The organism is Halomonas sp. TD01, assembly GCF_923868895.1.
Classification (GTDB): Bacteria; Pseudomonadota; Gammaproteobacteria; order Pseudomonadales; family Halomonadaceae; genus Vreelandella.
In genome coordinates, this window is sequence record NZ_OV350343.1 from 1,804,460 (window position 1) to 1,817,997 (window position 13,538).

The window sequence follows — 13,538 nt, forward strand, 5'->3', positions numbered from 1 at the left end:
AAAAGCTTGCTTAGGCTAATTTACTGAAAGATTATTGAGTTAATTAGTTATGGACAGGGAGGTCAAAAATAGTTTCGTTTATAGGGTGAAAGAAATTTCTGCTATGATTTTGGAGATAAATATGAAAAGTAGTGACGACAATCCATTTGCACAGTTTTTACGAGAAAGTCATGATTCAATAAGCAGTTATTCTTCTGAAACTGAATGGAATCGTCAGTCAAATGAGTGGTTAGTGAGAGCCTTTGACAAACGATACATGTACAATTTTCAGTGGATGGGTAGGCCGATTATCCAAACGCCAGTTGACATGGCAGCCATTCAGGAGCTGATCTGGCAAATAAAGCCGGATTTGATCATCGAAACAGGCATCGCTCACGGTGGTTCACTGATGCTAAGTGCATCTATGCTCGCGTTGTTAGATATGTGCGAAGCCATCGAGACAGGCGCAGTGCTTGATCCCAAACAGTCTAAACGAAAAGTACTGGGTATCGATATTGATATTCGCGCACACAACAGGGAGGCTATTGAAGCTCACCCTATGGCCTCACGTATCGAAATGATTCAAGGCTCCAGCATTGCGCCTGAAGTAATTGAGCAGGTTCAACAAATAGCCGAGGGTTACGAACGCGTGCTGGTCTGTCTGGATTCTAACCATACCCACGACCACGTACTGGCCGAGCTGGAAGCCTATGCGCCGTTGACGAGTGTTGGAAGCTATTGTGTAGTATTCGACACCATTGTAGAAGACATGCCAGCTGATATGTTTCCTGATCGTCCCTGGGGGCCGGGAAACAATCCAAAAACGGCTGTATGGAAGTACTTAGGAATGCACAGCGAATTTGAAATTGACAAGAATATTCACAATAAACTTTTGATTACAGTTGCGCCAGATGGTTACTTAAAAAGAGTTAGTTGATAAAGATTTACTCGCCAGAGAAAAGATGCAAAGTGAAGTGGGCGGTAGAGTGAATTTTTGGCTGCAGTGAGTGGTTTTGTGGTCAGTGCTAAATGGTTTTATATGGCCGTCAGGATTAAGCTGACGGCCAATTATTATGGGCAAGAGAGAAAGCGGCAGTAATAGCCAATACCACCTCATTGTTGACAGTTTCAATTGCGAATTGACGACACATTAGATCATGCTTGCCCGTTTTAGAATGAAGGCATAGATATATGGATGGCCGATAATTATAACAAGCAGCTGAGTATTCTGGCTGATGCCATTAAGCAGTAACGGAAGTATACGAAGGGGATGCTGTCTTAAAAGTGACATTGATTTTCCGCATTCCTAAAGGTTTTACCTGGCACATTATAAGCGCTAGGTAACAAGCAGGTTACTTGGTGGACGTCGGGTTCTCCTAGGGGCAGCACCAGATGGTGTCGGGAGATAGAAACTCTTGAGGTGTGAAGACAAGCACCCCATAGCACCGCCGATTGATCCTAAATTCCAAAAAACACTAAGAAAGCTGTTTATTATTTCTTTTTTGCTGGTATCTTGGCTCTATTGCGCTGGTAAATGTTCGACGAACGTCGCAACCGGCGCCCACGTTTAAAGCAGGGTGCTTAAGTGCCCCAAAGAGGAAAAAAAATATGGCGAATGTGAGCCGTTGGAAAAAAGCCGTTGCCGTTCTTTCGCTTAGTGTTGTGGGTGGTGTGCTGTCTGCCGCTGCTTATGCGGATACGCTGCGAGTCGGCATGTCTGGGGGGTATTTCCCCTTTACATACGTTGAGCGTGATGAGCTGAAAGGCTTTGAAGTGGATGTAATGAACGCCGTTGGTAATGTAACTGGCGATGAAATTGAGTTCGTGACAGCAAGCTTCTCTGGCTTGGCGGGCATGCTGGAATCGGGGCGCATTGATACCATTGCTAACCAAATCACCATTACCGATGAGCGCAAAGCGAAGTACGCCTTCACCGCGCCGTATGTTTACGATGGTGCCCAGGTTGTTGTGCGGGCAGGTAATGACACTATTCAGGGGGTTGAAGATTTATCCGGCAAAAGCGTTGCGGTGAATCTCGGTTCTAACTACGAGCAGTTGCTGCGTGAGCAGCCTAATGCCGATGAGATCGATATTCGTACCTACGAATCTAACGTCGAGCAGGATGTGGCGCTTGGCCGTATCGATGCGTTTGTGATGGATCGCGTTAGCGCAAGCCAAGTGATCAGCGAGCGCGGTTTGCCGCTTTCATTGGCTGGCCAGCCGTTCACAACCATCGAAAACGCGCTGCCGTTCCGTGATGATGAAGAGGGCCGTGCTCAGCGTGACCGCGTAGGCGCCGCTCTGGAAGAGCTGCGTGAAAACGGCACGTTAGGTGAAATATCGCAAAAATGGTTCGATACTGATATCACTCAGCCATAATCGCGGCTTTACCTCGTGACGGCTATCTTTAGATTGCGGCCGTGGCAATGCCACGGCCGTTTTGCTTATTGCGATTAAGCTAATGTTGGAATAACCATGCTGAATGTGGAGTATATGTGGGGCCTGTTGCCGGTCCTACTGAGCTATTTACCGTTAACGCTACAGATGGCGAGTATCGCCATGGTGTTTGCGCTGATCATTGCCTGCCTCTTGGCGGTCATTCGGGTGTCGCGGGTGCCAGTATTGAACGGCGCGGCGCTGCTGTTTATCTCGTTTTTTCGCGGAACGCCGCTATTGGTGCAGCTATTTTTGTTCTATTACGGTTTGCCCCAACTGATTAACGCGCTCATTTCCATCAACGGGGTGACCGCCGCGGTGCTTGGCCTGACGCTGCACTTTTCGGCGTATATGGCGGAATCCATTCGCGCGGCGATTGTGGGTATTGACCGTAGCCAGACCGAAGCTGCCCTGTCCATCGGCATGACCCAGTCTCAATTGATGCGGCGGATTATTCTGCCTCAAGCAACCCGCGTGGCAACGCCGACGCTGATGAACTACTTCATCGATATGATTAAAGCGACCTCCCTGGCGTTTACCCTGGGGGTGACCGAAATGATGGGCGCTACCCAAAAAGAAGCCTCGGGCAGCTTTCTCTATCTGGAAGCATTTTTGCTGGTGGCGATTATTTACTGGGTGGTGGTGGAAGCGCTTTCCTGGGGCCAGCGCCGTCTGGAAACGTATCTGAATAAGGCGTACCAGCGATGATCACCCTCGAATCCGTCAGCAAGCGTTTTGGCCAGCAGCCGGTATTTACCGACGTTGATTTGCACCTGGAGCAGGGTGAAATCATCGTCATTATTGGTCCATCGGGTACCGGTAAATCAACCCTGTTGCGCTGTATTAATTTTTTGGAACGCCCAGAGGCGGGACACATCACGGTAGGCGATTTAAGAGTAGATGCCCGGCGTGCCAGCCGTGCCGATATTCTGGCACTACGCCGACGAACCGCTTTCGTGTTTCAGAACTATGGGCTGTTTGCCAACAAAACGGCGTTAGAGAACATCAGCGAGGGCATGATTGTTGTTGATAAACTGCCTAAGGCTCAGGCGCACGCTCGGGCAAGGGAAATTTTAGAGCGCATTGGCTTGGCCGATAAGGCGGATGCTTACCCTGCATCGCTTTCCGGTGGCCAACAACAGCGGGTAGGCATTGGGCGTGCGATGGCCGCGAATGCCGATGTAATTCTATTCGACGAGCCAACCTCATCGCTGGACCCGCAATGGGTGGAAGAGGTGCTGAGCTTAATGAAGCAGCTCGCCGCCGAGCAGCAAACCATGATTGTGGTGACCCATGAAATGCAGTTCGCCAGAGACGTCGCCGACCGTGTGGTGTTTATGGATGAAGGGCAGATTGTCGAGCAGGCCCCGCCAGAACAGCTGTTCACCAATCCTCAGGATGAACGGACACGGCATTTTCTGCGCAAAATTCTTGCGCCAACGGGACAGGCATTGCCTTAACGGTTGAGTGGTGATCCGCGCGGGAAAAGCATTGACAAGCGCTGGCAAGCCCGCTTAACGCGTGATAGACTACGCCATCCTCTCAGACAAGACCCGTGGACGGGCAGGTTTTGAACTGCTCGTTTCACCATTTGGCAGCATTTTAATTGCTTCCAAATCAATTGGTTGTTGTGGAAAGATTCTGACGGAAATGTCGTGTTATTGCCTACGCAAACCGACAAACACATAGTTAATCCGTTGCCGTTTATTGGCAACCTTTATTCTCCAAGGAGATACCTGTGGCGAACAGCAAGCAAGCACGCAAGCGCGCCCGCCAGGCCGAGACTCGTCGCGTCCTGAAAGCCAGCCAGCGCAGCATGGTCCGCACCTACATCAAGCGTGTGATCAAAGCGATCAGCACCGGCGATCATGGCAAAGCGATGGAAGAGTTCCGGGCAATGCAGCCGGTTGTCGACCGCATCGCTGATAAAGACGTTCTTTCTAAGAAGAAAGCTGCTCGTCTGAAAAGCCGCTTGAACAAGCGCATTAAGGCTCTGGCGGCGTAAGCCGGCAGGCGCCATAAAAAAACCGGCTGCGGCCGGTTTTTTTGTGTCTATACGTCGCGTTGCCCGCGGCGACGTTGGATCTCTTGTTTTAGTCGCTATGGATTGAGTGATGACCACCAACACGCCACCGCAAGCAAACATGTCGCCCCCGCGCCGCGGGCTGATGCGCTCTGGGTTAGTGGTCAGTGCCATGACCATGTTGTCGCGTGTGATGGGGTTGGTACGCGATGTGGTGGTGGCCACCTTCTTGGGGGCAGGTAACGGCTCGGATGCGTTCTTCGTTGCGTTTAAAATCCCTAACTTTCTGCGCCGTTTGTTTGCCGAAGGGGCGTTTAACCAAGCCTTTGTGCCGGTGCTTTCAGAGTACTCAACCCAGCGCAGTAAGCAGGAGATTCGCGAGCTACTGAATGCGGTAGCGGGCAGCCTGACGGCCATTTTGGCGTTAATTACGGCATTTGCCATGCTAGGGGCTCCTTGGTTGGTGTGGATATTTGCCCCCGGTTTTGGGCGAGACCCCGAAAAGCTGGCCATGACCGCTGATATGCTGCGCCTGACGTTTCCCTATTTGCTGCTGATCTCGTTAACCGCCTTTTCGGGTAGCATACTGAATACTTGGAACCGCTTTGCGGTGCCCGCGTTTACCCCTGTGCTGCTGAACATTTCGCTGATTGGCGCGGCGCTACTGCTAATGCCGTTAATGGAAGAACCCGCCATGGCGCTGGCCTGGGGGGTGCTGATTGCTGGTGCTGCCCAGTTAGCGTTTCAGGTGCCGTTTTTGCTGCGTCTTGGGTTGCTGCCGACCCCGTGGCCAAATTTTGCCCACGAAGGGGTGAAGCGCATCCTGAAGCTAATGGCCCCCGCGCTGTTTGGGGTGTCGGTATCGCAAATTAACTTGCTACTGGATACGGTGTTGGCCTCGTTGTTGACGGCGGGTAGCGTGTCTTGGCTGTACTATTCGGATAGGTTGGTCGAACTGCCGCTTGGGGTGTTTGGTGTGGCGATTGGCACGATTATCTTGCCTGCGCTTTCCAAACGCCATGCGGAGCAGTCCACCGAACACTTTTCAGCGATGCTAGACTGGGCCATTCGCGTGGTGCTGTTGTTAGGTGTGCCCGCCGCGCTGGCACTGGCAGTGCTGGCGGAACCGTTTTTGATTACTTTGTTCCACTACGGGGCGATGACCGATACTGACATTCAAATGGCGGCCATGAGCCTACGTGCTTACGCATTTGGGCTGGTAGCCTTTATGCTGATCAAAGTATTGGCACCGGGCTTCTTTGCCCGGCAGGATACCAAAACGCCGGTGAAAGTGGGCATTATCGCCATGGTGGCTAACATGGTGCTCAACCTGTTGTTAATTTGGCCGCTGGCTCACGCAGGATTGGCGCTGGCGACCGCGCTGTCGGCATTTTTAAATGCCGGGCTGCTGGGTTACTTGCTTTACCGCCAGAAGGTGTTGATCTTTCAGCCAGGGTGGGGGCGCTTCGCAGTTCAGCTGGTGGGTGGCAGCGCGTTGATGAGTATTGCGCTTTATCTGGCTGCTCCCGACTGGCAGGCATGGCTTGATTTTGAGCTGTGGCAGCGCATTCGCTGGGTAGCAGGGTTAGTGGTGCTGGGTGGCGGGCTTTATTTTGTCTGGCTGACCGCGCTTGGCCTGCGGCTGCGTCACTTTAAGATGAATAGCTAATGCGCAAAAATGCAGCGTTAGGGTGAAAAAAAGGTGAGGTCAGGGCGAAAGTAATCTTCCCCTGCACCTGATCAGCGCGTTCGTTATAATCAAACGCTTTTAAAAAAGGCTTTTAAAAAAGAGGTGCCATGCACGTCATTCGAGGTCTGCACAACCTGACAGCGGCTCATCGTGGCTGCGTTGCCACCATCGGTAATTTTGATGGTGTGCATCGCGGCCATCAGGCGATCTTGCAGCAATGCCGTGAGCATTCGGCACGCTTGAATGTGCCGTTGACCGTGGTGGTGTTTGAGCCTCAGCCGCGGGAGTTTTTTGCCGGTGATCAAGCGCCGCCGCGACTTACTCGCCTGCGCGAAAAAGTGCGTCTGCTGCGCGATCATGGTGCCGAACAGGTACTGTGCCTACCTTTCAATGATGCGCTGCGTAGCCTGACCGGGCGCGAGTTTATCGATCAAGTGCTAATTAAGGGCTTGGGGGTGAAGCATCTGGTGGTGGGCGACGACTTCCGCTTTGGTTGCGACCGCCGTGGCGACTTCACCTTGCTTGAAACTGTCGGGCAGGTGGAAGGGTTTGGTGTAGAGCACACACGCACCTTTAAAGTTGATGATGAACGGGTATCCAGTACGCGGGTGCGTACTTTGCTGGCGAGCGGTAACTTTGACGTGGCTGCACGCCTGCTTGGCAGGTCATATTCACTGCATGGCCGTGTGGTACGTGACCAGCAGCTAGGGCGCACCATTGGTGTGCCCACTGCTAATCTGCCGCTGTTGCCTCAACCATTAACGCTGCGCGGCGTTTTTGCTGTGGTGGCCGAGTTGGCTAACGGGCAGCGTTACCCCGCAGTGGCGAATGTTGGCTTTCGGCCAACGGTGGGCTCTAAACGCCCCACGCTAGAAGTTCATCTGTTGGATTTCTCAGGCGACCTATATGGTCAGCGGCTGACGGTTTACCCCTGCGCGCGTCTGCGTGGGGAAGTGAAATTTGACGACTTTGATGCGCTAAAAACGCAAATTGAACACGATCAAGCCAGAGCGCGCCGCTACTTTGCAGCAGCGGGCGCTGGCTGCATGAATTCTCTTCCGCTGGCCTCGGCCCCGCTTGGGCGTGAGACCGCTTCTTCTGATTTCTCTTCGGCGGATAACGCCGCCGATGCTAACGACGGCTGACCGGACTATGGATTATAAGCACACGCTAAACTTGCCAGAAACCGACTTTCCCATGCGCGGCATGCTGCCGAAGCAGGAGCCAGGGCGCGTTTCTAAATGGCAGGATATGAACCTATACCAGCGCCTGCGCGATGCCCGCGCGGGGGCACCGCTGTTTGTTCTGCACGATGGCCCTCCCTACGCCAACGGCAGTATCCATATCGGTCACGCTCTCAATAAAATCCTTAAAGACATTATTGTTAAGGCGAAGAACCTGGCGGGCTTTGATGCCCCTTACGTGCCAGGCTGGGATTGCCACGGTCTGCCTATTGAGCACAAGGTAGAAACCACCCACGGCAAACATTTGGCCGCGGATAAAGCCCGCGAGCTTTGCCGTGAATATGCTGGCGCGCAGATTGAAACGCAGCTAGCTGACTTTGTTCGCCTGGGGATCATCGGTGATTGGGACCACCCTTACCGCACAATGGATTATGCCAATGAAGCAGGCGAAATCCGTGCCTTGGCGGAAATGGTGGATGCGGGTTACGTGTTCAAAGGCTTAAAGCCGGTTAACTGGTGCTTTGATTGTGGCTCGGCCTTGGCTGAAGCGGAAGTTGAATATGCCGATAAGAAATCCGACGCGATCGACGTCGCTTTCCCGGTAGAAGATGCCGACAAGCTAGCGGCGGCCTTTGGCCTAAGCGAATTGCCCAAGCCTGCGGCTGTTGTGATCTGGACCACCACGCCTTGGACAATCCCCGCTAACCAGGCGTTGAACGTTCACCCTGAGTTTACTTACGCGCTTGTGGATACCGGCGAACGTCTGCTGCTGCTCGCGGAAGAGCTGGTAGAAAGCTGTTTAGAGCGCTTTGGGCTGTCGGGCAGCGTAATCGCTACTGCGCAAGGCACAGCGCTTGACCTGATCAACTTCCGTCATCCGTTCTATGATCGCCTCTCGCCGGTTTACCTAGCGGATTACGTTGAGTCCGAAGTGGGCAGCACGGGCATCGTTCACTCAGCGCCTTCTTACGGTATGGATGACTTTATCACCTGCCGTGAGCATGACATGAGCTTTGACGACATGCTTAACCCAGTGCAGGGGAACGGTGTCTACGCCGATGATCTGCCGTTCTTTGGCGGCCAGATGATTTGGAAAGCTAACCCGCATATCGTTGAGAAGCTGCGCGAGGTTAATGCGCTAATGGCGCACACGCCCATCAAGCACAGCTATATGCACTGTTGGCGCCATAAGTCCCCGGTGATTTATCGTGCCACTGCCCAGTGGTTTGTGGGCATGGATATTCAAGGTAAAGACGGTAAAACTCTGCGTGAGCGGGCGTTGGAAGGCATCGAAGCCACTGAATTTACCCCCGCGTGGGGCAAGGCGCGTTTGCATAGTATGATCGCTAATCGCCCGGATTGGTGTATCTCCCGCCAGCGCAACTGGGGCGTGCCAATTCCGTTCTTCTTGCATAAGCAAACGGGCGAGCTGCACCCCAACACGGTTGAACTGATGGGAGAGGCGGCTAAGCGCGTTGAGCAAGAGGGCATTGAGGCGTGGTTTAAGCTCGACCCCGCTGAGCTATTAGGTGCCGACGCCGCTGAGTACGATAAAGTCACCGATACATTGGATGTCTGGTTTGACTCTGGCTCCACGCATCGTCATGTGCTGCGTGGCTCGCATCCTCATGGTCATGAAAGTGGCCCGCGTGCTGACTTGTACTTGGAAGGCTCGGATCAGCACCGTGGCTGGTTCCATTCGTCGCTACTGACCGGTTCGGCGATTGATGGTCATGCGCCATATCGTCAGCTGCTAACCCATGGCTTTACCGTTGATTCACAGGGCCGTAAGCAGTCCAAATCGCTAGGTAATGTGGTCGCGCCGCAAAGTGTGATGGATAAGTTAGGCGCTGATATTTTGCGCCTTTGGGTCGCGTCTACCGACTACTCCGGTGAAATGGCGGTGTCTGACGAAATTTTGAAGCGTACCGCCGACGTGTATCGTCGTATCCGTAACACCGCCCGCTTTTTGCTTTCCAACTTGAATGGCTTTGATCCGGCCAAAGACCAGGTGGCCTTTGGCGATATGCTAGCGCTGGATCAGTGGGTGGTCGATCGCGCGGCACAGCTGCAGGGGCGTATCGAAAAAGCCTACGAAGAGTACCGTTTCCTGGATGTATACCAGCAGGTACATGGTTTCTGCGCACGGGAATTAGGTGGCTTTTATCTGGATGTCATCAAAGACCGCCAGTACACCACCCAAACAGATTCGCTCGCCCGCCGTAGCGCGCAAACCGCGCTTTACCATGTGGTCGAAGCGTTGAGCCGCTGGGTTGCGCCGATTCTGTCGTTTACCGCTGAGGAGATTTACGAGCACATCCCTGGCGAGCGCGGCGACAGCGTACTGCTGGAAACTTACTACACTGGGCTTGGAACCTTAGATGATGGCGCTGAGCTAGGCCGTGCCTTCTGGGAGCAAGTGCTGGAGGTGAAGCATTCGGTGAATAAGTGCTTGGAAGACGCCCGTAATGCCAAAGTCATCAAAGGTAGCCTAGCGGCGGAAGTCACGCTTTACGTGAGCGACGAACTGAACGCCACGCTGTCCAAGTTGGGCGACGAGCTGCGCTTCGTCATGCTCACCAGTGAAGTGCATCTCGCACCGCTAGCGGATGCCGCCAACGCAGAAAGCACCGAGCTTGACGGCCTGAAAGTGGCGGTCAGCGGAAGCGAGCATCAGAAGTGCGAGCGCTGCTGGCACCACCGGGCTGATGTAGGCGCCCATGCTGAGCATGCGGATCTGTGTGGTCGCTGTATCAGCAACCTGCCTGAGGGCAGTGGTGAGACTCGTTACTATGCCTAACGCTTCATCAACCACCAACGATCCAAATCAGTGGCCGCCGATGCGGCGGCCACTGCGCTGGCTGTGGCTAGCGGTGGTGATTATCGTGTTAGATTTGCTAACCAAATACACCGCCAGCCATTTTTTGAATTACGCCCAGCCCGTTGAGGTGCTGCCGTTTTTCAACCTTACGCTGCTGCACAATACTGGCGCTGCGTTTAGCTTTTTAGCGGACCACCCCGGCTGGCAGCGCTGGTTTTTTGCGCTGATTGCCATTGGTGCCAGCATTGGCTTAACCGTCTGGCTTTCCCGCATTAGAGCGGATGAAAAATTGCTGGCCGTGGCGTTGCCGCTGATTATTGGTGGTGCCCTGGGCAACCTGTATGACCGTTTAGTACATGGCTATGTGGTGGACTTTTTATCGTTCCATGCCGCTGGTTGGTACTATCCCGCCTTTAATGTGGCGGATATCGGCATTACGCTGGGAGCAGTAGGGTTAATTTGGGAGTCGGTGATGGGTGATCGACGCCGCAAGAAAGCCGCGCTCCAGCAGCGTGATTGAAAGCCATAGAGTGACGAGTGAGGAACCATGGACTACCTAATTGACGATGGTATGGAAATTACCCTGCACTTCACGCTGAAGCTGGAAGATGGCACGGTAGTCGATTCCACCAAAGAGAAAGCCCCTGCGACGTTCCAGTATGGCGATGGCAACTTGCCACCTGGTTTTGAACACCCAATTAAAGGCATGACCGCTGGTCAGAGCGGGTCGTTTCAGATTACCCCTGAGCACTCCTTTGGGCAGCATAATCCGCAAAATATCCAAACGCTGAAGCGCGCCGATTTTGGTGATGAAGAGCCGGAAATCGGTATGGTGATGTCATTTGCTGATAAAGCGGGAACGGAATTGCCTGGCGTGGTCAAAACCATAGACGGCGATCGTGTGGAAGTGGACTTTAACCATCCGCTCGCAGGGCGCACGTTGACGTTTGAAGTCGATGTGCTGAACGTAACGCCCATCACCAAACACTGATTTTAAGCACTCGTTTTCATTTAACAGGCGATGCAATTGCATCAAGGCGCTTTTATGCAGTCATCAGAGTCATCTCAGCCAACACAACCCGTACAAATCAAGCTGGCAAACCCGCGCGGTTTTTGTGCTGGTGTGGATCGCGCGATCGATATAGTCAACCGCGCGTTAGATGTCTTCGGCCCACCGATCTACGTGCGCCACGAAGTGGTTCATAACCGCTTTGTGGTCGAAACATTGCGCGAGCGTGGCGCGGTGTTCGTTGAAGAGCTGCATGAAGTGCCTGACGACGTAATCGTGATTTTCTCGGCTCACGGCGTCTCCCGCGCCGTGCAACAAGAAGCTGAGCAGCGCGGTCTCAAAGTCTTCGATGCAACCTGCCCATTGGTTACCAAAGTGCATTTGGAAGTGTTGCGTTATGCTAAGCGCGGTCAAGAGTGCATTTTGATTGGTCACGAAGGCCATCCGGAAGTCGAAGGCACCATGGGACGTTATGACACTTCCCACGGTGGCCAGATTTATCTGGTCGAGGATGAGCAGGACGTGGCGAAGTTAGGCGTTAACGACCCGTCAGCATTGGCGTTTGTGACTCAAACCACGCTCTCGATGGATGATACCGCGAAGGTGATTGATGCGTTGCGGGAGAAGTTTCCAGAGATCCAGGGGCCGCGCAAAGATGATATCTGTTATGCCACTCAAAACCGCCAAGATGCGGTGCGTGAACTAGCAGCGGATAGCGACTTGGTCTTGGTCGTCGGCAGCCCCAATAGCTCCAACTCTAATCGCCTGCGCGAACTTTCCGAGCGCATGGGCACGCCTGCCTATTTAATCGACAATGCCGACCAAATTGAGCCAGCGTGGCTGGAAGGTGTTAGTCGTATTGGGGTCACCGCCGGAGCCAGCGCGCCAGAAGTGCTGGTGAAAGGCGTTATCGACAAGCTTCAAGCATTTGGCGCAGAGGTGCCTGTTGAGCTTCAGGGCCGCGAGGAAAATATTACCTTCTCTATGCCGAGAGAGCTGCGTGAGCAAGTGATTGTAAGCGACTAATGCAAAGCGTATCAGTTTGCGACATACTCCGCGTATGGGCCAACTGATACAGGAGCACGCTCAGTGCCTTCACCCTTTGCTAACCGTGCTGGACGCCAGGAAGCTCGCCAGCACGGTTTTACGCTTATTGAGATGCTGATTACCGTCGCTATTATTGGAATAGTGGCAGGCATTGCTTACCCCAGTTATACCCGCTATGTTGAGCGCTCGCTCCGTACTGACGCCCATGCTGGCCTGTTGCAGGCAGCCTCTGAGCTTGAGCGCTGCTACTCCCGCCAATACGCTTATGCTGACTGTTCGTTTACTCCCGCCTCTCCCGATGGCAACTACTCTATTACCGTCGCCGACGGCAGTGAAGATGATGGTGGTTTTTTACTGACGGCGACAACCTCGCAAACCGATGGCTGTGAAAGCGATATTCAATTTAATGCGCGGGGAGAGCGTCTGCCTGAGGCGTGCTGGTAAATGGGCAGGCAAAACGGCCTTTCGCTAATTGAGGCGCTTATCGCGCTGGTGATTTTAGCGTTTGGGCTAATAGGCGTCGCCGCGATGCAGGTGAAGGCACTGCAAAGCGCCATTGCTGGTTATACACAGTCGCTGGCTAACGTCGCAGCGGTAGATGCCCAAGAGCGGGTGTGGGCAGCGCTTTCTTCGTACCAAGACTGTGACACGATTCCGTTGGCCACGATTGAGTCTGCATGGCTCAGCCATTGGTTTGCAGGTCAATCGGCAACGCTTGGTCATACCCAGGGGCAAGAGAGTCGTATCGACCGGCAAGACTGCCAGTTTGATGTAGTTGTGCGCCTGCGTACTGGGCCCAATGAGCCCCACGATATCTTCAGCTACGTGTTCCAACTTCCCAATCAGCCGTAAAGGTAGGCCTGCCATGGATGTGCAGCGCGGTTTTACGTTAACAGAGCTACTGGTCGCCATGGTTATTGGTATGGTGGTGATTCTAGGTGCTGGACAGCTTTTCTTAAGCACCTTTCACACGTTTAAGCAGGTAGATCAATTGGGGCGTCATCAGGAAGCGCTTCTTTACGCGGCGACATCGATTACCGACACCCTACGCAGACAAGGCGCTACCGACTCAAACGGAGCGCCTTTTTTTCGCTTGCAGTGCGGGGTGATTGAGTCTGGCTGTCGCTGCACGGTTCAGGATATGCAGGAGGCTCAGCCGCTGGTCACCTTTGACTATGACGCTGGCGCTAGCTGTGAGCGGGACAAACCGCTTGGAGCGCCCGCCACCAAAGGGGTTAGCTTGGTGTCACTGCCATTAGGTCGGCAAGGGGCCAATATTGATTTCCACGTTACCCATCGAGAGGCTGTGTTGCAGCCTGCGTTTTCGGCTAGCCCATGAGATGTATGGA

The 13,538-nt window shown here is 53.5% G+C and carries 14 protein-coding genes; all 14 read left to right on the forward strand.

Features of this window, described 5'->3' with window-relative positions; translation table 11 throughout:
• Window positions 1-121 precede the first annotated feature (121 nt).
• The 14 genes from L1X57_RS08335 to L1X57_RS08400 all read left to right on the forward strand — a co-directional run bounded on the left by L1X57_RS08335 (window position 122) and on the right by L1X57_RS08400 (window position 13,528).
• Entirely contained in the window at window positions 122-916 is a 795-nt protein-coding gene (locus L1X57_RS08335; protein ID WP_039868808.1) for a cephalosporin hydroxylase family protein, read from the forward strand.
• Between the two features lie 671 nt (window positions 917-1,587).
• Window positions 1,588-2,358, forward strand: coding sequence for an amino acid ABC transporter substrate-binding protein (locus L1X57_RS08340; protein WP_009722798.1), 771 nt, complete (start codon window positions 1,588-1,590; stop codon window positions 2,356-2,358).
• Between the two features lie 96 nt (window positions 2,359-2,454).
• Entirely contained in the window at window positions 2,455-3,123 is a 669-nt protein-coding gene (locus L1X57_RS08345; protein WP_009722797.1) for an amino acid ABC transporter permease, read from the forward strand.
• Window positions 3,120-3,875, forward strand: coding sequence for an amino acid ABC transporter ATP-binding protein (locus L1X57_RS08350; RefSeq protein WP_009722796.1), 756 nt, complete (start codon window positions 3,120-3,122; stop codon window positions 3,873-3,875). Before L1X57_RS08345 ends, L1X57_RS08350 begins: the two co-directional genes overlap by 4 nt.
• 278 nt (window positions 3,876-4,153) lie before the next feature.
• Window positions 4,154-4,420 carry a 30S ribosomal protein S20 gene (gene rpsT / locus L1X57_RS08355; protein ID WP_009722795.1) on the forward strand — a complete coding sequence of 89 codons (267 nt, stop codon included), beginning with the start codon at window positions 4,154-4,156 and terminating at the stop codon, window positions 4,418-4,420.
• Window positions 4,421-4,529: 109 nt separating this feature from the next.
• Entirely contained in the window at window positions 4,530-6,107 is a 1,578-nt protein-coding gene (gene murJ, locus L1X57_RS08360; RefSeq protein ID WP_009722794.1) for a murein biosynthesis integral membrane protein MurJ, read from the forward strand.
• A 128-nt stretch (window positions 6,108-6,235) separates the two neighbouring features.
• The gene (gene ribF / locus L1X57_RS08365; protein ID WP_009722793.1) at window positions 6,236-7,273 is read left to right on the forward strand and encodes a bifunctional riboflavin kinase/FAD synthetase; all 1,038 of its coding nucleotides are present in this window, start codon (window positions 6,236-6,238) and stop codon (window positions 7,271-7,273) included.
• A 7-nt stretch (window positions 7,274-7,280) separates the two neighbouring features.
• On the forward strand, window positions 7,281-10,112 hold the full coding sequence (ileS, locus tag L1X57_RS08370; protein WP_186004642.1) for an isoleucine--tRNA ligase: 2,832 nt from the start codon (window positions 7,281-7,283) through the stop codon (window positions 10,110-10,112).
• Window positions 10,105-10,653 carry a signal peptidase II gene (gene lspA, locus L1X57_RS08375; protein WP_234668015.1) on the forward strand — a complete coding sequence of 183 codons (549 nt, stop codon included), beginning with the start codon at window positions 10,105-10,107 and terminating at the stop codon, window positions 10,651-10,653. Before ileS ends, lspA begins: the two co-directional genes overlap by 8 nt.
• 27 nt (window positions 10,654-10,680) lie before the next feature.
• Window positions 10,681-11,124, forward strand: a complete 444-nt coding sequence (fkpB, locus tag L1X57_RS08380; protein ID WP_009722790.1) for an FKBP-type peptidyl-prolyl cis-trans isomerase — start codon at window positions 10,681-10,683, stop codon at window positions 11,122-11,124.
• A 54-nt stretch (window positions 11,125-11,178) separates the two neighbouring features.
• On the forward strand, window positions 11,179-12,168 hold the full coding sequence (ispH, locus tag L1X57_RS08385; RefSeq protein WP_009722789.1) for a 4-hydroxy-3-methylbut-2-enyl diphosphate reductase: 990 nt from the start codon (window positions 11,179-11,181) through the stop codon (window positions 12,166-12,168).
• A 63-nt stretch (window positions 12,169-12,231) separates the two neighbouring features.
• The gene (locus L1X57_RS08390; protein WP_009722788.1) at window positions 12,232-12,633 is read left to right on the forward strand and encodes a type IV pilin protein; all 402 of its coding nucleotides are present in this window, start codon (window positions 12,232-12,234) and stop codon (window positions 12,631-12,633) included.
• Window positions 12,634-13,041: a type IV pilus modification PilV family protein gene (locus L1X57_RS08395; protein WP_009722787.1), complete on the forward strand. Its 408-nt coding sequence runs from the start codon at window positions 12,634-12,636 to the stop codon at window positions 13,039-13,041.
• 13 nt (window positions 13,042-13,054) lie between these two features.
• Complete coding sequence (locus L1X57_RS08400) at window positions 13,055-13,528, forward strand: PilW family protein (RefSeq protein WP_009722786.1); 474 nt, start codon at window positions 13,055-13,057, stop codon at window positions 13,526-13,528.
• Window positions 13,529-13,538 lie beyond the last annotated feature (10 nt).